Annotated in this window: 17 protein-coding genes and 2 pseudogenes; 13 read left to right on the top strand and 6 right to left on the bottom strand. The window is 49.0% G+C overall.

The window, feature by feature from the left end; genetic code table 11:
• The first annotated feature begins 42 nt into the window (after positions 1–42).
• From HMPREF9439_RS09375 to HMPREF9439_RS09315, 13 genes are all read left to right on the top strand, one after another.
• The gene (locus HMPREF9439_RS09375; protein WP_008864652.1) at positions 43–888 is read left to right on the top strand and encodes a DsbC family protein; all 846 of its coding nucleotides are present in this window, start codon (positions 43–45) and stop codon (positions 886–888) included.
• On the top strand, positions 889–1,500 hold the full coding sequence (gene traV / locus HMPREF9439_RS09370) for a type IV conjugative transfer system lipoprotein TraV (RefSeq protein ID WP_008864651.1): 612 nt from the start codon (positions 889–891) through the stop codon (positions 1,498–1,500).
• Positions 1,501–1,533: 33 nt separating this feature from the next.
• A complete protein-coding gene (gene traC, locus HMPREF9439_RS09365) occupies positions 1,534–4,245 on the top strand; it encodes a type IV secretion system protein TraC (RefSeq protein WP_008864650.1) in 2,712 nt (903 codons plus the stop codon).
• Between the two features lie 61 nt (positions 4,246–4,306).
• On the top strand, positions 4,307–4,720 hold the full coding sequence (locus tag HMPREF9439_RS09360) for a hypothetical protein (protein WP_008864649.1): 414 nt from the start codon (positions 4,307–4,309) through the stop codon (positions 4,718–4,720).
• Positions 4,717–5,232, top strand: a complete 516-nt coding sequence (locus tag HMPREF9439_RS09355; RefSeq protein WP_008864648.1) for a S26 family signal peptidase — start codon at positions 4,717–4,719, stop codon at positions 5,230–5,232. The genes HMPREF9439_RS09360 and HMPREF9439_RS09355 overlap by 4 nt, the downstream gene beginning before the upstream one ends.
• 15 nt (positions 5,233–5,247) lie before the next feature.
• The gene (locus HMPREF9439_RS09350; RefSeq protein WP_087942013.1) at positions 5,248–5,964 is read left to right on the top strand and encodes a conjugal transfer protein TraW; all 717 of its coding nucleotides are present in this window, start codon (positions 5,248–5,250) and stop codon (positions 5,962–5,964) included.
• Positions 5,964–6,980, top strand: a complete 1,017-nt coding sequence (locus tag HMPREF9439_RS09345; RefSeq protein WP_008864646.1) for a TraU family protein — start codon at positions 5,964–5,966, stop codon at positions 6,978–6,980. Before HMPREF9439_RS09350 ends, HMPREF9439_RS09345 begins: the two co-directional genes overlap by 1 nt.
• Positions 6,981–7,076: 96 nt before the next feature.
• The gene (gene trbC / locus HMPREF9439_RS09340; RefSeq protein WP_008864645.1) at positions 7,077–7,670 is read left to right on the top strand and encodes a type-F conjugative transfer system pilin assembly protein TrbC; all 594 of its coding nucleotides are present in this window, start codon (positions 7,077–7,079) and stop codon (positions 7,668–7,670) included.
• Positions 7,670–8,869, top strand: coding sequence for a hypothetical protein (locus tag HMPREF9439_RS09335; protein WP_008864644.1), 1,200 nt, complete (start codon positions 7,670–7,672; stop codon positions 8,867–8,869). The genes trbC and HMPREF9439_RS09335 overlap by 1 nt, the downstream gene beginning before the upstream one ends.
• Positions 8,866–11,208 (top strand): conjugal transfer protein TraN, encoded by a 2,343-nt coding sequence (gene traN, locus HMPREF9439_RS09330; protein ID WP_157645878.1) that lies wholly within the window; start codon positions 8,866–8,868, stop codon positions 11,206–11,208. Before HMPREF9439_RS09335 ends, traN begins: the two co-directional genes overlap by 4 nt.
• Positions 11,209–11,217: 9 nt before the next feature.
• On the top strand, positions 11,218–12,123 hold the full coding sequence (locus tag HMPREF9439_RS09325; protein ID WP_008864641.1) for a conjugal transfer protein TraF: 906 nt from the start codon (positions 11,218–11,220) through the stop codon (positions 12,121–12,123).
• A gap of 12 nt (positions 12,124–12,135) precedes the next feature.
• The gene (locus HMPREF9439_RS09320) at positions 12,136–13,581 is read left to right on the top strand and encodes a conjugal transfer protein TraH (protein WP_040603566.1); all 1,446 of its coding nucleotides are present in this window, start codon (positions 12,136–12,138) and stop codon (positions 13,579–13,581) included.
• Positions 13,581–16,559 carry a conjugal transfer protein TraG N-terminal domain-containing protein gene (locus HMPREF9439_RS09315; RefSeq protein ID WP_008864639.1) on the top strand — a complete coding sequence of 993 codons (2,979 nt, stop codon included), beginning with the start codon at positions 13,581–13,583 and terminating at the stop codon, positions 16,557–16,559. The genes HMPREF9439_RS09320 and HMPREF9439_RS09315 overlap by 1 nt, the downstream gene beginning before the upstream one ends.
• Positions 16,560–16,644: 85 nt before the next feature.
• On the opposite strand, the pseudogene HMPREF9439_RS13670 reads toward HMPREF9439_RS09315, so the two are convergent.
• The 6 genes and pseudogenes from HMPREF9439_RS13670 to HMPREF9439_RS09285 form a co-directional block, all read right to left on the bottom strand.
• A pseudogene (locus HMPREF9439_RS13670) lies at positions 16,645–16,842 on the bottom strand (type II toxin-antitoxin system PrlF family antitoxin); the annotation flags it as partial.
• 81 nt (positions 16,843–16,923) lie between these two features.
• A pseudogene (locus HMPREF9439_RS09305) lies at positions 16,924–18,056 on the bottom strand (RNA-guided endonuclease InsQ/TnpB family protein).
• Between the two features lie 422 nt (positions 18,057–18,478).
• Complete coding sequence (locus tag HMPREF9439_RS09300; RefSeq protein WP_244862430.1) at positions 18,479–18,781, bottom strand: addiction module antidote protein; 303 nt, start codon at positions 18,779–18,781, stop codon at positions 18,479–18,481.
• Positions 18,747–19,100: a type II toxin-antitoxin system RelE/ParE family toxin gene (locus HMPREF9439_RS09295; RefSeq protein ID WP_008864634.1), complete on the bottom strand. Its 354-nt coding sequence runs from the start codon at positions 19,098–19,100 to the stop codon at positions 18,747–18,749. Before HMPREF9439_RS09295 ends, HMPREF9439_RS09300 begins: the two co-directional genes overlap by 35 nt.
• 51 nt (positions 19,101–19,151) lie before the next feature.
• Complete coding sequence (locus HMPREF9439_RS09290; RefSeq protein ID WP_008864633.1) at positions 19,152–20,540, bottom strand: ATP-binding protein; 1,389 nt, start codon at positions 20,538–20,540, stop codon at positions 19,152–19,154.
• A gap of 183 nt (positions 20,541–20,723) precedes the next feature.
• Positions 20,724–21,389: a hypothetical protein gene (locus HMPREF9439_RS09285; RefSeq protein WP_008864632.1), complete on the bottom strand. Its 666-nt coding sequence runs from the start codon at positions 21,387–21,389 to the stop codon at positions 20,724–20,726.
• Between the last annotated feature and the right edge of the window lie 86 nt (positions 21,390–21,475).

Below are 21,475 nucleotides of genomic sequence, written 5' to 3'. Positions count from 1 at the left end.
GCCATGTTTAAACCATCCTCCCTCCTAACCGTCCTAATCTCAATGGGACTTGCCGCACCGATTTCGAGTTTTGCTTCCGGTGCGTGCGTCAATCCCGACTTTAAGGCTCAGACAGTTTCTGCCGTTAAAACTTCTGCACCTCAGAAACACGACGTTTCTGATACTCCGGCCTCTAAAGAGTCCAATCCGCCGTCTGTTCCTTTAATCGCCGGCCAAGCCGACGAGTTGAAGACTGCCGCGGAGAACTTCAAGACCCGTTATCCCAAGACTAAAGTTCTTGCGTATCGGCTGACGCCGCTGGCAGGCATCTTTGAAGCCACCGTCGGTAAAGAAGTGATCTACTTTGACAAGACCGCAAGATTTGTGTTTTCCGGTCGTCTCTTAGATATGGATCGAGGCGAAGACTTAACGGACAAGCGTCTTAAAGATTTGAGAAGAATCGCTTTTGATTCTTTACCACTGGACAAAGCGGTAAAAACGGTTTACGGCAACGGCAAAAGAAAACTTGCTGTCTTTACCGATGTGGATTGTCCGTTTTCCCGCAAACTCGGAACCACACTTGAATCCCTAAAAGACGTGACCGTCTACACATTCCTCTTCCCGCTGGAATCGATTCACCCGGAAGCTCGCGGCAAGTCCGATGCGGTTTGGTGCGCTAAAGATCCGTCTAAAGCTCTTTCTTCCGCTTTAAAAGGCGAACCGATGCTCAAAGCCATTGCCGACAATCCGGTTTGTCCGTCTCCTGTAAACGATGTCCTTGCTTTGGCTAAACAGCACGGCATCGGCGGAACTCCGACGCTGATCAATGAAGCCGGAGACCGAACCGCCGGCGCCCTTCCGCTCGACAAACTTGAGGCGTTTATCAATGTACCCGTGCAAGGAAATTAAATGAAACGTCTCTCCTTAATCGTCTCTGCGGTTTCTGCAGCGCTAATGCTTTCCGGTTGCGGATCGCTCACAGGATTTTCTAATGCAAAGACGGACTTTGCCTGTGCTGATCTCTCCGAAGGCCCATCCTGCAGAAACATCTCTCAAGTCTATGAAGAAAACAATCCGACAACGCCTGTCCTATTAGCCGCTTCTGAGGAAGAAGACTTTGTCCAGCCGTTTTTTGAACCAAATCAAACTAAGGGCAAAGAGAAAGTAACGACCGTCTCGACAGAAGTTTCTGTTGAGCAAGTGCAAACGGGCGCCGTTGAACGGACCTCCGACTTTGTCACGATTGTTCCGGCGCGCCCCTGGAGGAAGCCTGAAACTGTTCTTCGCGTTTGGCTCGCACCCTTCCACGATAAGTTGGGCGACCTGCATGACCAGCGGTATCTCTATGTCCGTTTAGAGAACGGCGGCTGGACAACCGACAGTGTCAATGAACTTGTCTCGTCTTCCCGCTTGTCTAAACCCGTTTATCCGTTGTCTTCCGACCAGCCTCAGGATCCCAACGAAGCCAAAAAAGAAAAGCTCAAGCAGCTTCCCGCTTTCGGCTTTACCGGCAAACCTTAATCCGTCCTTCCTTTAATCGTCCTTTTCTTTCCCATGAAGCTCAAAAACTTCCTGTCTTCTGCGGCCTCTCTGTTTGCCTTTCAAGACTTAAAACCGAACTTTAAGGCGCACCCAGGTGCTACTCCGACACGCCGCAAAGCGCCTTTACGCATTGACCGCTTCGCCGACGAACTGCCCTACGCCCAGTTTGAAGAAAGCGACAAGCTCTGTGTCATTGCCGCACCCGACGGATCGTTTGAAGGATTGGGTTTTGTCATTGAAGTGACACCCCAAACGGGAACGTCCTTAAATATGGCAAAAAGCCTTGAGCACATGATCGGATCAATCCTTCCGGACGGAACCGGGGTTCAGGTGAGTCTTTTCGGATCTCCGTTTATCGAACCTCTTGTCGAACTTGTCCGAAGCCAAACCCTTCGTCCGACACCGGAAGACACGCCGGCACGCGCCGAGCAAAAGGATTTGCTGTCCGCCATGACACAAGCCAAGGCAAAGTTTCTCTCTCGCTCTGCGGCTCAGGCGCCCCATCCGGGGCTGCCCATCCTCGGCCGCAATCTTCGCTGCTGGATTTCGGTTGTCATCCCTGCTAGGGATCCTTTTGCTTCCGAGGCCAGAGACAATGCACTTTTGGTTCGCAAGGTCATGGTTTCGACCTTGAACCAATGGCATTTCGCGCCCTTTGTTTGGGATGAGCGGATTTTGGTTCACACCCTATCCCTCATTCTTAATCCTCAGCTTTTTGTGAACGGCGCATGGTCGTTTTCCGAAGTCGATACTGCCCGAGAACCTCGAGCCCAAATGGTCTCTCACGACACCACCATTTCGGTAGAAGAAGATGGGATTATCTTCCGCTCTGCTCATCATCCTTTAATCATCAAAGCAGTGAGCCTTTCACCGCACGGCTATCCGCAAAGCTTCTCATTAGACAAGATGGCTCGGGCTGCTGGAGATGTGGAAGGTTCTTTAGGCTTCTCTAGTCCGTTCCTCATTACGACTTATCTCTCTAAAACGTCTTATGAAAAAGGCAAAAGCTACGCTCAGCTTAAAAGCGCTCGAGCAGAACAAATGTCTGCTACGGAAATTGCCCGCTTTATTCCGACGCTTCAAGAGGAAGCCAGAGATTGGAGAGCAGCTGTGCAGTCTTTTGAGCACGGTGAAGGCTTAGTCCAGCTCTCGCACCAAGTCATGATCTTCCCGACGACCGAGAACGTCACCCATGAAGTTCAAACGGCAATCGGGATCTTCAAAAAGATGTCGATTGAGCTTATGCAAGATCACTTAATGCATCTTCAAGGCTTAATGGCCTCTTTACCAATGACCGGAGGCCCGCTGCTGGCCCATGACGTCAAGCTTGCCAAACGTTCATCAACGAAGACGAGCGCCAACGCCGCCAATACAATGCCGTTGCTCGGAGACTGGAAAGGTTCAGGCACGCGTGCCGGCCATCTGCTGCCGACACCGATCCTTTCGTTGTTCTCGCGCAGAGGTCAGATCACGCACATTGATCCTTTTGCTAATCCTCATGGCAACTACAACGGCATCGTGACGGGATCCTCCGGATCCGGTAAATCCGTCATGCTGAACTCTCTGGCCCTCGGAACACTTTGCTCCAACGGTCGTGTGTGGGTCATCGATATCGGCCGAAGCTACGAAAAACTCTGCCACTGCGTCAACGGCCAATGGATAGAACTCTCGGATACTCCGCGTCCGGACGGCAAGATCGATTGTCTTAATCCTCTGTCGGTGACAAAGAACATCGAAGCCGATATGGACTTAGTCCTGCCTCTGATTGCTCAGATGGCGTCTTCGAACGAACAGCTCGATGACTTAATGCTCTCGCATCTTCAGATCCATATCCGTCATATTTGGTATGAAGCCAAAGCGCTGAACAAAGTTCCGGCGATTACCGACCTCACTCGATCACTGCTTCATAACGGACGATTAGGTGGTGCTCATCCTCGTCTTAATGATCCTGATTGGGAAGCCTATTACGCTTCTTTAACTACAGAAGAGCAGAAGACACTAGACGATCCCCGTCTTGTCGACCTCGGCGTCAAACTCATGCCTTACGCACAAGGCGGAGCTTATGCCTCCTTCTTTGAAGGAGAAGCCAATATCGACTTTGACAATCACTTCATTGTGCTTGAGCTGGAACAGCTCAACACCAAGAAGTCTCTTCAAGCTGTTGTACTAATGCTCTTGATGTATCTCATAGACGTTGAGATGCGAAGAGGCGAGCGTTCCCAGCCCAAACTTGTCATCATCGATGAAGCCTGGGACTTAATGGTCCGAGGACATTCTTCTAAGTTTATTGAGGCCGGCTACCGCCGTGCCCGTAAATTAAACGGCGCTTTCTTTACCGGTACGCAAGGACCGGGAGACTATTGGAAAAGTTCTGCTGCTAAAGCAGCGTTAGACAACGCCGACTGCAAGTTCATCATGAAGCTCAAAGAATCCGTCTTGAGTGAATGCGAAAAGGAATCCCAGCTCGGCTTAGACGACTATGAATTCCAGCAGCTCCGTTCTCTTAAAGGTCTGAGGGATGTTTATTCCGAAGTGTTGGTCAAGATCGGCGATGCGCCGACTTCTGTGAATCGTCTGATTCTCGATCCGTTTTCTCTGTTGGTCATGAGTACGCATCCGAAGGACATCAGCGATATCAATCGCTTCCGCAAGGAAGGACTGTCGATGAGAAAAGCCATCGAAGCGGTTCTTTTAGAACGCGGTCAAGGCGAGTTCATTCCTTAATTGTCTTTCCCTTTAATTCTCAGACCTCTCCAAGAGTTCAATTCCATTTCCTTTCAATCCTATGAAAATCTCCTTCCTCTCCGTCACCATCGCCGTATCTATCGGTCTAGGGCTTGGTTACTGCGCTTATCAAGCCAAAAACCGAATTGCCGACTTTCTGGATCGTCCCCGCTTTGCCGTTGTCAATCTCAATTCTGTCGTTAAAGCCAATGAAGTCCGTGTTGTCTCTCAAGGCAAACGCGGAGAAGAAATTATTGGCGAAGCCGAACACTTCGCCAAAAGACTCAAAGAAGAACTTGCCCAGATAGAAAACGAATGCGACTGCGTTCTTCTGGTTTCTTCTGCCGTCATCTCTAACGCAAAGCTCCCTGACTACACGACGCACCTTACCGCCAAACTCGGACTTTCTGCCGAGCAGCAAAGCAATCAGCTTCAGCAGATCGAAGCTCGATTAAACAGCGGAGTCAATCGATGAGCCGCATGAAAGCCCACCCGAGAGTCTTTTGGCATCGTCTAAAAGATCATGTTCGCCGCTTCGGATGGATTTGGCTAGCTGTCTTCTTAATCCTCAGCCTCGTTAACCATCGCTGGCATCTGGCTTTAAACCGCTCTCACTCTCTGCCGTTCAAGCTCTTTGCGATTGAACGAGGACAAAAGGAGGTCAAAGTCGGAGATTACGTGGCTTTTGAACCTAAGCCTTCAGCTGTCGGAGGCTACCGTCTGACCTTTATCAAGGAAGTGGGCTGTGGTCCCGGCCAAACGCTGACGCGTGAGAACCGTACGTTCTATTGCGACGGCAAAGAACTCACCACCGCTAAAGAACGCGCTCTGAACGGCAATCCTTTAGTAGCCACTCAGCCTCAGGTTTTAGGGGAAGACCAATACTTTGTGCGCGGAACGCACAAAGATTCTTATGACAGCCGTTATGAAGCTTTCGGCTTGATCGACCGCTGCCGCTTCAGCGGCAAAGCTCATCCTCTCTTTTAATGGCCGAAGATTGTCATGAAACTAACCCGTGTCATTCTTTCAACTTGCGCTGTCGTCTCTTCCGTCGTTTGCATTTCTGCCTACAGCGTTGCTTCGAGCGAACCATCGGTGAGCTTTAGTGTCGCAAAACCCTACGCTAAGGAAACCGCACTTAAACCCAAAGTCGAAATCCTCGAACCGCTCGGTCCATTGCACGATATTTCCGAACCCGACATTCTCGAAGCTTTTAAATCTCGTGTCGGTGCAATGAAAGTGTCCGGTGAATACGATCGTCGTTTCAACCAAAACAAAAACCGTATTTCCAAAGAGCTCGAACACCCGACACCAGTTGTCGGATTGAAGAGAGCCACAGAACTGCGAGTATGGGAATTGTCTGCTTCTGTTCCCGAGACTTTGCCGGAATCTCTTCTTCGTCAGGCTCAGTCCATCCCAATGCCGAACCTTTCTCGTTCACTGCTTTTTGTTGATGGAACCGACGTCCAATCTCTGAAAGTCGCGCAGAAACTCTTTGAGTCGCAGAAAGATCTGCGGGTTGTCCTTGTGAACGGCGCGCCGGCAGACGTCTCCGAAAAGCTCCATCGCCGTGTGTTCTTTGATCAAGGCGGCGCCCTAGTCCGCGTCTTTGGAATCGAAGCCGTCCCTGCTCTTCTCTTTAATGGTCCGGAAGGTCCGAGCGGCGCCGAATTTGCGCCCGACCAATTGTCCGAACTCCTTTCTTTGATGCCTCAGTGATGAAACGCTCTCTCTTAATGCTCCTTTTATCTTTCTGTTTTGCAGCTTCCGCTTCTGCAGGAAACTGCGAAGGCCGAATCATCAATCCGATTACGGATGTCTGCTGGAGCTGTGTTTTTCCGATCAAGCTCGGCGGCGTCACGCTTTCTTCGGGTAAGAATGCCGATCCCGAAACCGATGCCAATCGTCTTTGTCTTTGTGCCTCCGGCGCCAATATCACTGTCGGTCTTAATATGTCCTTCTGGGAACCGTTAAGAACCGCCGAGGTCGTCCGCACGCCTTATTGCTTTCCGTCGCTCGGCGGCATGGAATTAAATGTCGGCATAAGAGCGCCTGCTCACGGCCGTACGCCCAATAAATCGACTTCAGCTCAGCGCTCTTCCTTTTATCAGGTGCATTGGTACTTCACGCCTTGGCTTTTTATTCTTGAAGTCCTCCTAGACACTAAATGCCTGGAACAGTCCGCATGGGATTTAGCCTATATGACAGAACTCGATCCGCTTTGGGATGATTCGGTCACCACCTTCTTCTTAAATCCCGACGCTTCGCTCTTTGCTAATCCTGCGGCTGCCGCAGCCTGCGCCGCAGACTGCGTGGCGGCAACGTCTTCCCTCCCGGTTTCTGAGCTCTATTGGTGCGCCGACTGCCACGGCGGAATCTTCCCGCTAACCGGCTGGGTCGGCTCTCATGTTCACTTTCCGCAGGCCTCATCTCTTCTTGTCGCCCGCTTCACGATGAAGCTCCATCGCTCCGGTCTTCAATGGGCCGCTTACGGAGAAAAAGGCCAATGCGGCCCTTATCTCGAACCGATCATGGATAAGCGTGTCTATCGAACACAAATGATGTATCCGTCACGTACCACCGGTAAACGAGACGGACGATGCTGTTATCCGATGGGCGCCTCAACTTCGCTTTGGCATTCCGGCAAAACCTGGGCTTCCGGCGGGGAAGATGCGGCTTATCTCATCTATCGCAAACGGGACTGCTGCCAAGGAGCGGGGATTCAGCCGAGTTGATTCTGAAATATGCACACTTTTTCAAACTTTAATGCTCCTTCCAACCGAACACAAAAAAACTTTTTGAATTAAACATACTTATTCAAAAATCTATTTATGAATAAATCATACTTTTTCAAATTTATCCTGAGCGCCTTGATAACTTGTCCGCTTGTTTGCCTTGCGGCACCTGAGCCTTGGACCATCGAGGACGTACTTGATGCCTCTTCCGAACTCTCTCAGCAGATGCGATATCCGGAGGCCGCACCGCAAAAGCCTCTGCCGCAGGTCTTTGTCTTGGTATCGTTTTCTATGCCCGAGGCTTCTTTAGAACGTTTGGCCCGTGATGCCAAAGACGCCGGGATCCCGTTGGTTTTCCGCGGCGTGCCGGAGACCAAAGAATCGACGGACTCTAAACTTCCGCTCCTTAATCCTCAGTCGCTGGTAGCCTTCCAGTCCCTAATCGATTCCGGCGCCGATGTTCAGCTCAATCCTGAACTCTTTTCCGAATTCAATGTCCGTCAGGTTCCCGCTTTAATCATCAGAGAAGAAAGCTCCGCTTCCTCGGACGGGTGCATCCAAAGCCCTAAAGCCGTCATTGTTCCCGGAGACGTGACCTTGGGATACGCCTTAGACCGTCTAACCGATCGCAAAGACTCGATCGGAGACGCCGCCCGCTCGCTTCGCACCAAACTTGGGAACCGACCGTAATGCTTAGCACCCTTCCTCGCGCTTTAATCAGCTCCGCCCTTTTAATGCTCTTGAGCTCCTCGGCCGTCGCTTACGACAAACAGTCCGCGATGGACGCCGCCAAAGAAGAAGCAGCTAGGCTGTCGATCAAAGACATCCTCACCGAGAGCTCAGCTTCCGGCACGGTTCCTGAGTATGGCTCAGACGTTTCCGAACTCAAAGATCTGTTTGCTAAAGGTCAAGGCAATCTTCTGACGCCCGGCAGCTCAAAAGCCGACGGATGTTTGTCGCAAACTTCTATGGACTGCAGAGCCGTCCAGGTGATTTACGACACACATTCAAGACCCGATTGGGAAGAATCCGATTTCGACAACATCTTGGCCGATCGTGATCATCTCTTAAACAAGCTTCCCGATCTTCCGCCTAATGGTCAGGAAATCTGCGAAACCATTACCACCACTCGTCCGCCCCAGACCGACTTTTCCGTCTGCGAAGAAACCACGGTCGGAAGCTCCACTCAGTCCTGCTTTGAAGGCTGGACAGAAAAGCTCGATGTCTCAACATTATTTGAATGTATTGCTCGAACCGGTAAGAAACTTACCGTCGAGTGCCTCGCCGACTACAACGAAACTTCACAGGACTACACGTGTCTTCATACACCGCCCCAAACTTGCCACGTCGGAGAAAAAGTCCAAATCCACAGCACCTATCAATACCGCTGTAAAACTCAGCAGTTTGAACAAAACACTTATCGATGCAATCGATACTTGGAAGTGGTCGGCTACTCGGGCTGCGAAATCGGCAAATTCTTTGAAGCTGCTTCCGAGACCTCTTCCTCTTTAGGCAAAGACACCTGCAACGGCGGAGACGTCATTGAACTCAAGTACCAGTGTTCTAATGACCTTATCCCAAAACTTCGGATAGAAACCAACGTTAAAAATTCCGCTAACTTCGGTTTTGATATACAGGCGGAGGACTTTCAAAGCGAACATTTTTTCTCTAACTGTAAAGGCGTCTGGACGGGACAAACTCGCTGTACCGGCGTGAACTGTACGGTAGAAATCAAGATGGATATCTACACGCGGCCGGGCAAATGGGATTATTCAGGGTCGATCTCCAAGCGTTTTTCTTTTCAGAAAAACGTCAACGACATTTCCTTAGACAAGTGGCGAACCACCTGCGTCAGCGATGACGGCAAAGTCGTGGAGTTCGAATCATGATCCGTCTTCCTTTAATCGTCCTTTTGTCCTCCCTGACCGTCCTGTCTTCTGCGCCTGTCCGTGCCGCCTGCACGGACGGCCCCGAGGTCTGTGTCGACGGTCCCGGCTCCAAGTTTATTAATGGCGTTGAGGTCTGGCGCGAATGCTGGAACTATCAAACCACGCGTCACTGCACTTCAAGCTCGACTGTCGATTATTGTTCCGGCCTAAAACAAACACCGGGTTGTCGTCAAACAAAAGCAGAGTGTCTGAGTTACAGCCTGACCGGTACCTGTATGTCTTGGAACAGTACTTATATCTGTTCCGAAGAAGCAAAAGAAACAGAAAACATCGAAATTCTCGATAGTTCTCATACCGTTATATCCGGAACGGATACGACGACTTGTTCAAGTTTCTTAGACAATCCCGACTGCTATATCGCAGAAGAGAAATGTATCGAAGGTCCTGAGACACGAATCATTAACGGCGTAGCCGTTTATAAAGAGTGCTGGAAGAAAGAACTCGCTTTTGCCTGCGCTGCTCCCGGCGCCTCCAATAGCTGCCAAATCATCGCCTCTAAAGGCTGTCAGCCCATAGGAGAAAAAGTTTGCGAGCGAGTCGGTGCCGACGGTTCCTGTGCGCAGTATTCGCAGAAGTTCCACTGCGTTAATACCGATCCGATTGAAGGCGATGACATCACGCCGGAAGGCACACCGGCCAAACCGGGCTTTGATCTTCTTGCCTGTAAAACAGCTACGGAAGGCATGACCTGTAAAGCCTCCGGTTACTCCTGTATGCAGACCAACGATAAAGGCGAATGCATTCAGCGCAAATACATCTATAACTGCACCAAATCCCTAAACGAAAACGCCTGCGAAGCCCTAGAAAAACTTCCCGAGTGCGAAATCCGTAAATCCACTTGTATTGAACGTGACGGCCCGAAGTGTCTGGCTTACAAAAAAGAGATCTTCTGTAAAGGCGACTCAGAAATCTCCGCACCCGGCGCCGACATCATTGATTCAAACATTGTCATCGGTTCCATTGAACCCTCGGACACTTGTCTTCCGCTTAAAGATAATCCGGCCTGTACGGTGCTTCGAACGGAATGCGTTGAAGGCCCGGCAGAAAAGATCATCAACGGCGTACCCGTCTATAAAGACTGCTGGAAATACGAGTATATCTACGTCTGCGGAGCTTCAGGCAACGGCTCAGAAGAAACCAAGAACGACTGCGGTAAGTTCGAAGCCGATAAAGACTGCGTCAAAGTCTCTTCCGAATGCATTGCGGTCGATGACGAAGGCAAGTGCCTGACCACTGCCCACACCTATCGTTGTGTAGAAAAAGAAGGCTCCGCCGTCACGGAAACCATCTGCCGTCCCGCCGAATGCTTGGACGGCGTCTGCGAGGGCTCCGGTGATCCGGCCGACTCCGACTTCTCTAAAGTGATCACAATGCTCGAGACCGCTCGTCAAGGCGCCCTTTACGGCGACTACGACAACGGCCGCTTCTTTAACGGAGAAGTCGATGAATGCTCCAAGAAAGTCTTAGGCTTCTCCTGCTGCGATACCAAAGTTAAAGCCGGAACAGCCAATTCGTCTGCGTTCGGCAAAGCAATGAGCTTTGCCGGAGACGTGACGGTAGAAACCGTCAAATACATCGGAAGCCCCTACGTTTATGACGTCTTGTCGGCTTCTGACGCTACCTCCGGCATCTTGAATATGCTCTACGGCGATGCAACGAGCGGTATCTACAATCCGTCGCTCTCTTTCTATGGTTTCGGAATGACGCTCCAAGGGGGCCAAATGTATTTCACGTTTGACCCCACCTCTTTCGCCATGTCCGTTGCCCTCCAAATCGCATTGGACTATCTCCAGTGCGAACCTAAAGAGCAAACCTTAATGCTCAAGAAAGGCCAGAAGCTCTGCCACTATGTCGGAACTTACTGTTCCAAGAAAGTCGTCACCTGCGTCGAAAGAAAAGAAAGCTATTGCTGCTACAACTCTCCGCTTGCCCGAATCCTTCAGGAACAAGGCCGGCCTCAGTTGGGCAAAGGCTGGGGCTCGGCCCAAAACCCTCAGTGCGAAGGTTTTACCCAAGAAGAGCTTGAACGCCTGGATTTTGACGCGATGGACTTGTCTGAATTCGAAGCCTTAATCGTCCAAAAGAACGAACTTAATTCCGCAGCTGCTCAAGACCGAGGAACCACCCACACCAAGAACTTGGTCGATAAAGACTTAGGCGCTTATGTCCCGCCGTCAGTTGGATCTTCGCATGTCGTCGATCCCAATTTCACGGGTACGCCGACAGCGCCCAACCGCCCCTCATCATCTAAAGCGCCTTCTAAAAATCTTAAAAACTAATCTCTAACTATGTGCAAAAGACCACAAAATCTTTGTCTGCTTTTATCGTTTGTCTTAACGCTTGCTGTCCCCGCGTCGCAGGCCGCTTCCTTCTGGGAAGAAGACGTTTGGAATTCAGATGACCGAGGTTTTCTTTACTATCCGCCTGGAGAATTAAAGAAAAAAGCTCCGGATCCTAATGCGCCTAAAGATCTTTCTTTAATCCTGAGCGCCGCTGAACTGAGAGCTGAGTACACCAAACGATTAGAGATCGCGACCTTCCTTCCCACGGAAGCCAATGTCTTGGCATTCCAAGAAGTGAACCATTTCGTCCAAGAAAAAGCCGCGCTCTTCACAGACATGAACCGTCGGGTTTCTTGGCAGAACCCGCAGTTTGATTTCTCAACCATTAATCCGGCCGCAAACTTCGCCCAAGTCTCTTTAAAGGAAGACAGAAACCAAATCCGTAAAGAACAGATTCCGCAGATCGCACAAGGCTGGGGGCTGATGTATTTCTACCGCTCTGACTGCCGCTTCTGTGCTTTGCAGTCGCCGCTGGTAAAACAGCTCAAAGACACGTTCGGTTTTGAAGTACTCGCGGTATCTCTGGACGGTTCCTCTAATGATCATTTCCCGGACGCGCTCCCCGACAACGGCGTCTCCAAACTTTTAACCAACGGTTTGGGACTCGACCGAGTACCTGCGCTGTTCATGGTCAAACGCGATCAATCCGCTTCTTACTTAGTGTCTTCCGGCGTACTTTCTCTCGAAGACATGCTAAGCCGCATCCAGACGCTCGCCTTAAGCAAGCCCGGAGAATCGCTTTTCGGCGGCGCACAAGCCGCAAGCTCTGTGCAAAAGACCACAAACTTTTCTGCCCCTGACGCCTTAGCCGCGACTCCCGTAACAACGCAGGCCGTCCCTCCGTCCCTTTAATCCTCTTCAGCCATGACCCGTAAATTCACAAAACTCTTCTCAGCTTTGGCTCTGAGCACCTGTCTCTTCACTGCAGACGCTTCCGCAGGCTTCATGAAAGACTTCTATTCTGCCGCAGGTTCTTATCAAGGCAATGTCACACCGGCAGGTGTCTATCAGTCTTCCGGCATGAATACCGTCACAGGCGGCGGATTTGTCTATCGAGCCCCGCGCAAAGACTTCAATGCGTTTTATTTCACTCCGCCTTCTCTGTCTGCCGGCTGCGGCGGCATTGACTTATTTCTTGGCGCCTTCGGTATTCCGTCTCGAGAAGAATTCGTCGCTTTCTTACGCAACATCGGGACCGCCCTTCCGGGCTTAGCTTTTCAGCTTGCCCTTCAGTCGTTAGCACCCGACCTCAATGAACAAGTCACCAGCTTCCGTGACATGATTCGCCAGTACACCAATATGTTCCAGGACTCCTGCACCTCTGCACAAAACCTCTTAAAGATGAGCGGCGCAGAGCAATGGATTCAGAAGACCGGCTTTGACGCCCGCAATGCTTTGCGTGCCTCAGGTATTGTTTCTGATGCTTCGGAAGCCGATGCGAAGACGCGCACGGACGGCGCCGCCGTTTTGGATTACGCGCCGACCCGTAAAGATTCCGGCGGAAATGTGGTCGATGCGCCGGAGTTAAACCTCACATGGTCCCTGCTTTCCGGCGGCAGCTTTAATGCTTCTTACAGCAAAGAATTAAAAGAACTCATGATGACGCTCGTGGGCACCGTCATTTATGTCCGTGAAGGCTCCGGTAAAGATACGGTGACACGTGCCATCCCGATCGCCGGTCAGGACTTAGTGGGTTTTCTTTTCGGACGCCCCGACACCCAAGTCTTAGAGAGTGAAGCTTTCCGGCTCCGCTGTGTCGAAGAAGACGGAGATGATCGCTGCTTGACTGTTAAAAAGACAACGCTCGATGAAGTTAACCTTCCCTATGAATTCATGAAGGCAGCATCAAACTACAGAAACTCCATCCTGCGCCGCGACCCAAATCTTGTCTCCGAAGCCGACATGCTGCTTTTAGCTTCGTCTTCCACCATCCCTTTAATCCGTCTGATCAATGCCACCGCTTCTCATCGTTACTTAGGTTTCTCTCAAGACATCATGCGCATCTACGTCGAAGCTGCCGCTTTTGAAGCCGTCATACGAGCCATGGATCGTCTGTCTTTAGACATCAAGGCTGCTGCTTCCGCCTCTTCCGCTTCTCAGACCGGCGTTATTGCTGCCGAACACCTAAAGGTCATTGAGGCAAGAATTGATGAAGTCCGTAAAGACATTGCATCGCGCAGCGATGCGGTCTTTCAGCAGATGAGCCGAGCCCACTCTTTCATTACGCAGATTGAACACTTAGAAAGAAGTGTCAAGGGCGCTTTAGCCGCAGACTTAGCGGCCAACCTTTCCTTCGGAGAAAACCTCTAATGGTGATGGACTATTACGCCTACTGGAACGGAGGCCAAATTCGAGACTTATTCGAAGCCTTGGTTTCGATTTGCTCCGGCTCCTCCTACGAAGGTCTGCTTAAAACTGCCGTGCTTGCCGGCTTTCTTGTCACTCTCACCGGCGCCCTTCTGAAGTGGCAGGGATTGGCTTCAAAGGTTTATCTTTTTGCTGCCGTCTTGTTCTACTCTGTAATGCTCGTCCCTAAAGTAGATGTCGCTATACACGACGAACGGAGCGCTGATGTTTATGTCGTAAGCAACGTCCCTTTCGGTGTGGGATTCTTTGCGTCCGCCACTTCTAAAATCGGACACTTTCTCACCGAAAGCTTCGAAACTGCTTTCTCTCTGCCGGATGCTGAACGCTTCTCTAAGTTCGGCTTAGTCTATCCTCAGCGCGCCTTAAATAGTCTTTTAGCCGCCGGCCCCGTCACACCGGAAGGCCGTGCTTTAACGGATCGTGTTATTGCCGACTGCATCGGACCGGAGCTCTTGGATCATTCCGATAAAGCGGCAGAACTCAGCCACTCCGGCGACATTTGGGCCACGATTTCCGCAGACGGCTGGATCAATCCGGCACGCTCTTCCGTCTCTTCCGACGGCACCGTCCAACGATGCGATCAGGCGCTCCAAAACCTCGAACAGCATCTCAATACCGTTGAACTCGACTTCTTGTCTAAGCGCCTCGGTACCGTCTTAGTACCGGAAAGAATTGATCCCGCCGATGTCATTCGACGCACGCTTCCGCAAAGCGAAGCGCTTTTGCTTGGTGTTTCTCGTTCCTTGGAACAGAGCCTCAAGCATTCCGTCATGCTCACAGCCCTTCCGCGAGGCATGGCATCCATTGCCGCACAGGCCGGCGCTCCGCTTGATCTCGCCGCTAAATATTCCGCTTCTCAAGCCAATCTCACGTCCGAAATCAATTACCGCACCTTGGCGCGTTTGGCGGAACACAGTCTTCCTAAGATTCGCAACTGCGTGGAATTCATCGTCATTGCCGCCTTCCCCCTAATGCTTCTTTTGATGGTAGCGGCAGGAAGCGCTGCCGGAGCGGTTTTTAGATCGTTCTTTGTATTGCTGATTTGGTTCCAGCTGTGGGCGCCGCTCCTCTCCGTTGCTAACTATCTGATGATTTCCGTAGACGCCAATCCGATGAATCGGATTGCCACCGAGTTCGGCGGAAGTACTTTGCTGGCAGCCGGAATCATTCGTGAAGCCGGCGCCACTTCTCAAGCCATTGCCGGAAGCATCATGCTTTTGATCCCTCTGATTGCCTTTGCACTTGCCAAAGGCAGTGATATGGCATTTGTCTCGATGGCCACAGGTTTAATGGCGCCTGCTCAAGGCGCTTCTTCCGGCGCCTCCGCTCAAGCGGCAGCCGGAAACTTCAATGCCGGAAACATCTCTATGGGAAATACATCCATGAACTCGGCTTCCGCAAATAAATCCGATCTTTCTTCCTCTTGGAGTGATCCTTATGCTTCTAAATCTCAGACTGCTTATGGCTCCGTCACAAGAGACGAAACCGGAACCGTGACAGGCATGGCTCGAACCTCTATTGATCTCGGCGTTTCTTCTTCCGGTGCATTAACGCATAGCCGCACGACAGGAACAGCATCTTCTTCCGCAACAACTTTGACTGCTTCTGAGAGTCAGGCTCTTTCTCTGTCTTCGGCTGCCACTTCTTCAAATGCCGTCAGCCGAGAATTTGCTCGAGCAATGAGTCAAGGATTATCCGAACGCCTGAGCGCAGGGCAGTCTACTGCCGGTTCGTCTTCATCTTCTTATTCGAAGAGCACTGGAGAATCTTCAACCGTATCCAGAGGTTTATCGAATTCCGAGAACTTGTCTTTCACGAGCGGCGCAAAACTTCAAGCCGGAGGCGGAGAAGCACAGTTCTCCACAGATGCTGCAAAGGAAGCGGCCAAAGATGCCAAGGGAGTTTCTTCCGCTTCGTCTGAGAATCTAAACTTAGCCGCTGCTCAAAGTAGTCCGGCCGTACTCGGAGCCGTTTCGACGCAGAGCAAAGATTCAGAAGGAAAACCTGTTGCACGACATGTGCAAAATGCGATGTCTCATCTTCGCGGAGCAGCTGAAGCTGCAGGAATGGGAATCGGACTGGAAGCAAAAACTGCTCAGCTGCTCGTAGACACTGCAACAGGCTCTCAAAGCGCCGCGACCCAACGTCAGAAAGCCGAGGCCTACCAGGTGCTCAAGAGCACAGCGAAAGAAATTGCCTCCTCGACTACCAATGATGAAATGCGTCGGGTCGCTGAAAACTTCTCGGCTGCCTTGGATAAGGCCTATCGCTCCTCTAATGATCAAAGCCGAATGGTGTCTGAGACGTTCTCTGCTTCTCGATCTCAGTCAGAGACCCTAAGCGGAACAAGTCAAACTGCCGTCAATAACGACATTTTGGTTATGCAGAAATTACTGTCTTCAGACAACCTGTCTGCAGAATCGCACCTTAAAGCTCTCTTTGATTCTTCCGATAAACGAGAGTATTTAGGTGCTTCAGTTGCCGCAGACTCTTACGATCGTGCTGCAGATGTCCGGCATTTGGGCCCCGGACAAATACAAAATACTGGTCTTGAACAAAACGCTCTTAAACGTCATGGAGATAACTCCTTATCAGCTATGCAACGCAAGGGAGGAGAATTGATCGGCAAACAAGCAATTTCGCTCAAAGACAAAACCGAGGGCGCCTCTCTCCTATCAACCTCGTTAAACGCGGGATTAAAAGATTTCAATAGGAAATTTGATGAGCAGGAAGAGACAAACTCAGTAGGACTTATGAACCAGGATGCGATGACTGAGCTAAGACGAGATCGTATTGACGGTGCCTCTGTTAACTATCTGAACGAACAAAAAGGCATGAGCACAATCCTCCTTAATTCTCTTGCCGGCGGACTTGGTTACAGAGAAGCTCGAGTGGAAAAGGAAGCAAAAGACGAAAACTAATCTTCTACTCCTAAAGTTCTTATCAGCCAGAGAAGAAAATTGTTTCTCAAAGGTCCCTAGGGGGGGTATCCTCCAAGAAGACTTTTCATTCATCATCTTCTTCATCCAAAGGAGTCTCGAGATCAATCTTAATGTCCTCTACGAGAGAAAAAATTTTAATAAACTTCTCAACTGTCATAGGAACTAAGTTCTGCGGACAATTTTCTATGTCCTTGGCGAGAATACTTAAAAAGTTATTCAAGACGAGTTCGTCTTCGCAATTAGTTAACATGATGATTACACCCCTTCCGTCTGAATCAACAGATTGACGTCCTCCTCGTCATAAATAGCGAGGATTCTATACCACCTCTGCAGCGGCCGTAGCTTAGTGCTGCAGCAGGTCTCCTCGGGTTCCTGCTGACAGCGGCCTTACTGCACCACTCATACCACAGGCTAACCGGGCCTGCCCGGCCCTTAATATATTTATCGCTCCGACCTCATCTGCGTTGGAGCGGAAACCGCAGCCAATGCATGCAAAGGTTGCTTGCGATTTTCTATTCTCTGCCGAGACAAGTCCGCACCGCGGACAAGTTCTGCTCGTGTTTCTGGGATCAACTTTTATCAGCTTTCCTCCTCTCTGCTTTAATTTGTAGGAGAGCATGCGGAAAAAGCTATACCATCCCTGATCCAAAATGGATCGATTCAGTCCGCTTTTTTGCCTAACGTTTTTGCCTGGGGATTCTTTTGTTCCACTGGCAGAAGCGGACATATTCGAGACTTTCAGATCCTCGACGTATATGAGGCTGTGGTTTTTAGCTATCTTTGTCGAGGTCTTGTGAAGAAAATCTCTTCGGCTGTCGGCTATATAGCGGTGCAATCGAACAATTTTTCGCTTTGTCTTTCTGCTGTTTCTTCCCTTCTTTTGCCGCACAAGTTTCCTTTGAAGCTTGGCAAGTTTTCCTGCTCCTGCTTAAAAGCGTTTAGAGGTTCAACGAAGTCACCGTTTGACATAGTCACAAAACGTTTGACTCCCATGTCTATTCCAATTTCAGAAGGATTCGGAGCAGATGAGACGACTTCATACTCAGTCTGTATGCTGACATCACATTTCTCCCCGCGTCGGCTGACAGTGACATTCTTTATCCTACCGATGATGTCCCGGCTTTTCCGATATCCTACCCAGCCGATTTTCGGCAGTCGTATCTGTTGCTTAGCCTCATCAAGTTCAACGCCCTGGGGAAATCTAATGGAATCTTGCTGAAATTTTTTCTTGTACCTCGGAAAATTAGCCTGTTTCCGAAAAAAATTGAGGTAAGCCTGATCCAGGTCCTTCAACGATTGCTGAAGAACTTGACTGTGACACTCTTTTAAAAAAGGATTTTTCTTTTTCCATTCAGGGAGTCTATTGGCTGCCTCTGTGTATTTGAAAGAATGCTTGCTGTCTTTCTTATAGAGTGACTTTTCCAGGGACAAGGTGCGGTTGTAGACGTAACGGGCGCAGCCGCAGAATTGCTTCATCAGTTGACTCTGCATTCCATTTGGTTTTAGTTCGAATTTGAACCCGCGTCTAATTAGCACTCATGTTCCCCCGCTGTAATAACCCATTCTAACGGAGTCGAATAAGTTGCATCATAGGGAAAAACGATACGGTAAATTTTGGGGAGAAATATCTTTGGTTCCGTTTCTCTTATTCCGAAATCATCCGTGATGGGCCCTTTATTTCCACCGACAAATCAGGTATCAAAATATGCCGAACCACGAGTCTGTGAGGCCCTTAAATCACCGTCATGAATGACGGTGTGTTACGGGCCTTGTTGATAAATTCGCGAACAGCGTGAACAGCGACTGAGGCTTTTTCAAGCTTCATCATTTAGGCCGAGTTAGTCGACGTAGAGCAACGTCTTAAGAGGTTGTTTGCTTCCTAAATTGACATCCTTTGTTTAGCGATTTTCCAACGGCACAAATTGAATGCCCAACCCCATGGCAGCCAAAACTTTTTGGACCATATCGAAAGACGGGTTTCCGTCTTTGTTAAAGGCACTGTAGAGGCTAGCTCTTGAAACACAGGCTGTTTTAGCTATTTCAGAAACATTGTGACATTTGATGATATTTCCGATAGCAAGGCGAACCATAGAGCCGTCTCCGCTATCGAGTCTAATCATTTCATTTAGAAAAACAGCTGCGGATTTATCGTCTCGGATGAAGTCATCAACATCCATTTTTTTTACTTTTAGCGTTTTCATCGTTATTGCCTTCAAAAAAGTTTTCACAATCTTCGATAGGGCACTGAGCCATTTCTTGAGCTTTCTTTATATCTTCGTTTTGGTGTCGTTTGTCGCCTCCAACTAGAAGCAAAATCAGTTCTCCGCCTCTGAAGGTGAAGTAAACTCGATATCCTGGACCGTGGTCTATCTTTAACTCAGAAACGCCTTTTCCCACGCTTCTCCAAAGCCCCAGCGAGCCCATGCTGACAACGAGCAACCTGGCAAAAACTATAGCGGAAGTGACGTTGTCAAGTTTTGAAAACCACTTGTGAAATTTTTGTGTTTGCTTAATTTCCATAGACTGTATTCTATGGTAGACACTCTAAGAGTGTCAAATAAATTAGACAAATTAGATGCCCAGTTCTTTCAAGCGCTGACGGGCTTTTTGAATAAGTTGATCATCTTCCTGACCGATGAAGGCTTTGTTTGACAGGGAATTCTGTGAATTATTTGTCTTCTCTTCTTCTAGCTTCAGCTTATCATAATCCTTTGTTTTCACGGGAATTCGAGACGAAGCTTGGCTCCAAGCTGGTAGGTACTTCTTTGTCTTATTTGAAGAGTGCTTATCAAAAGGTTTCACAAGACCTCCTTCTGCTGCCTGCCTGAACAACTTACTAACGGTAGAAGATTTCGACTCAGGCAAATTAAGCCTCTGCCTGAGAGACGCATTATTCGCCGGCTCGTTGAGCAGATATCTCAGCACGGTATGCAAATAGACCGTCCAATTCCTTTGATCCAATGAAAGGAGCTTCAATGGCTTTTCAAACCAAATCGTCACCGTTATTGAATTTTTCCTGATCTTAATTTCAGGAGCCGGAAGACTTCGAGATTCAAGTTCTTTGACGATTTTTCTCCAGCCATATCCTTGTCCATCAACTAAGCCAAGATTCTTCATTTCGGTGAAAACTCTTTTATTCTTAATAGTTGGGGCGCCATCAAGAAAATGAAGTTGATCCAAGACTGGTTTACCTGAATTCGTTATCTCGACTCTATTTTTGAAGATTTCTATAACTATTCCGTCCTCTTCGGAAGAAAGATCTTGGTGAGCAAAAGCGTTGCTAAGCACCTCTCTAATAACAGCTTGCGGAATTGAAAATTCAATTAACCTTCTTCCGCTCCCTGAATCAATCTTTTCGTGTCTCGGGATCAACCTTACAACTTCCTTGAAAACAGATGGAAAAGCCTCGACGATTCCTTCTTTGAACTCTATGTCACAAATAGCAGGACTCAAATTGTCGTTGCCGCCGTACGAGACAATTCGAACACGCTTTTTGGCCAGTTGGTTGAAGTCCGAGAGATTCCTAGCTAAGAGATATGCGCTAAATAGCGGAAGCTCATATGCAGACCCAGACTTTTTAATCAAACCGAACTTTTCAAGATAACGGAGTTGGTCCTCTTTGTTGTCAGCAATCTCCATTCTTGAAAGCCTGACATATGCCTCTGTATTCAAAAGCCTGAGAACTTCTAAGCCAGACAAAGCCGAAGCAACAATGGAACGTTCATTTCGGCCTTCAGGAGCTTCCTTTTCTTCGACGTCTATAAACGATCGGGGCGATTTTTCCCAAATAAGAGGCCCCTCCATACTTAAATTAACCTCGGAAGCCATGAAATAGTTAAAACTGGCACATTGAGCGGAAAACAAAACTGAGCAACTCGCCTGACGATTGTTGTTATCTAATGTTCTCTCAGCCTTTTCCCTGTCGTAGGTCAAACCAGTAATTGTCCATTCCGCACTCATATAGAGTCTCCTTCATTCGCAACTATACAAAACAACCGACAGAAATTAAATAACATTAAATAACGTAAAATATCTATCTATATGTTTTTAAGGAAGAATTTTTACTCTCAAGCTAGACAAAAGAAAGGCTAAAAAATAAAGTACGTGCTTCGAACTGGTTTGCTTCAACCTCTAATCGTAACCTCAAGGTTTCAATTTGGTAACCAAAAGAATATCAACAAACTCGAAAAGCTTCTTCTCTCCATTGCAAGCAATGATCAATGAACTGCCTTGCCTCAAGCCTCTAAATCCAGTGTCGTCTTTCGTTACCACAAAGGTCTTTAGTTCGTCAAATTTTTCCGGTTTGCCGTCTTTTCCAGGGTAACGCAATCTGATCGTGACTTCGTCTCCGTCCTGAATAACCGAACCGGTACCTTGCGACGTAATTAGAAAACGCTTCTCATCCTCTGAACTGATTTGTTTCCATCCTGACACAGGATTGTCCAATTCTTTACCAAGCCTTCGCAAGGCAGACAGCATATTGCTTTCCATTTCTTTTCTACGTATTTCTTGTGCGGCAATTTTCTCTTTAACTCCTGAGTACACACAAAGTACGTATGGAAACTGAATATTTATCTCGAAGTTTGTGTCGCAATATTGAGCAGCAAAATCCAGAAGATATTTTCCGTGCACAAGGCCCGGCTGCTGGTAGTACAAAGAATCGCCTCGGCGGCAAGCAATAAGTTCCGCAGGCGAATTCACAAGGCAAAGCCGCTGGGCCTTTTCAGCGCTCAACACTTCTTGTGTAAAGAGGGTCGAAAAAGCTAAGCACAAAACTGCGCCAAATGCTGAAATAGCAAACCTTCTCATAACTTCTCCTCCCTAACATACATCGCTTTAATCATTTTCAGAAAATCGTGAAAGACGTGGTTCTTCAAATGGTCCTTGCTTCCTCA

This window comes from Parasutterella excrementihominis YIT 11859, assembly GCF_000205025.1.
In the GTDB taxonomy this organism is placed as follows: Bacteria; Pseudomonadota; Gammaproteobacteria; order Burkholderiales; family Burkholderiaceae_F; genus Parasutterella; species Parasutterella excrementihominis.
This window is presented reverse-complemented; position numbering and strand designations above follow the sequence as displayed.

Coding starts and splice junctions, on each gene's coding strand:
- HMPREF9439_RS09320 (WP_040603566.1), top strand. CDS start 12,136: ATGACCCGTAAATTCACAAAACTCTTCTCAGCTTTGGCTCTGAGCACC.
- HMPREF9439_RS09335 (WP_008864644.1), top strand. CDS start 7,670: ATGCTTAGCACCCTTCCTCGCGCTTTAATCAGCTCCGCCCTTTTAATG.
- HMPREF9439_RS09345 (WP_008864646.1), top strand. CDS start 5,964: ATGAAACGCTCTCTCTTAATGCTCCTTTTATCTTTCTGTTTTGCAGCT.
- HMPREF9439_RS09325 (WP_008864641.1), top strand. CDS start 11,218: ATGTGCAAAAGACCACAAAATCTTTGTCTGCTTTTATCGTTTGTCTTA.
- HMPREF9439_RS09355 (WP_008864648.1), top strand. CDS start 4,717: ATGAGCCGCATGAAAGCCCACCCGAGAGTCTTTTGGCATCGTCTAAAA.
- HMPREF9439_RS09315 (WP_008864639.1), top strand. CDS start 13,581: ATGGTGATGGACTATTACGCCTACTGGAACGGAGGCCAAATTCGAGAC.
- trbC (WP_008864645.1), top strand. CDS start 7,077: ATGAATAAATCATACTTTTTCAAATTTATCCTGAGCGCCTTGATAACT.
- traC (WP_008864650.1), top strand. CDS start 1,534: ATGAAGCTCAAAAACTTCCTGTCTTCTGCGGCCTCTCTGTTTGCCTTT.
- traN (WP_157645878.1), top strand. CDS start 8,866: ATGATCCGTCTTCCTTTAATCGTCCTTTTGTCCTCCCTGACCGTCCTG.
- HMPREF9439_RS09360 (WP_008864649.1), top strand. CDS start 4,307: ATGAAAATCTCCTTCCTCTCCGTCACCATCGCCGTATCTATCGGTCTA.
- HMPREF9439_RS09290 (WP_008864633.1), bottom strand. CDS start 20,540: ATGAGTGCGGAATGGACAATTACTGGTTTGACCTACGACAGGGAAAAG.
- HMPREF9439_RS09350 (WP_087942013.1), top strand. CDS start 5,248: ATGAAACTAACCCGTGTCATTCTTTCAACTTGCGCTGTCGTCTCTTCC.
- HMPREF9439_RS09285 (WP_008864632.1), bottom strand. CDS start 21,389: ATGAGAAGGTTTGCTATTTCAGCATTTGGCGCAGTTTTGTGCTTAGCT.
- HMPREF9439_RS09375 (WP_008864652.1), top strand. CDS start 43: ATGGGACTTGCCGCACCGATTTCGAGTTTTGCTTCCGGTGCGTGCGTC.
- traV (WP_008864651.1), top strand. CDS start 889: ATGAAACGTCTCTCCTTAATCGTCTCTGCGGTTTCTGCAGCGCTAATG.
- HMPREF9439_RS09300 (WP_244862430.1), bottom strand. CDS start 18,781: ATGAAAACGCTAAAAGTAAAAAAAATGGATGTTGATGACTTCATCCGA.
- HMPREF9439_RS09295 (WP_008864634.1), bottom strand. CDS start 19,100: ATGGAAATTAAGCAAACACAAAAATTTCACAAGTGGTTTTCAAAACTT.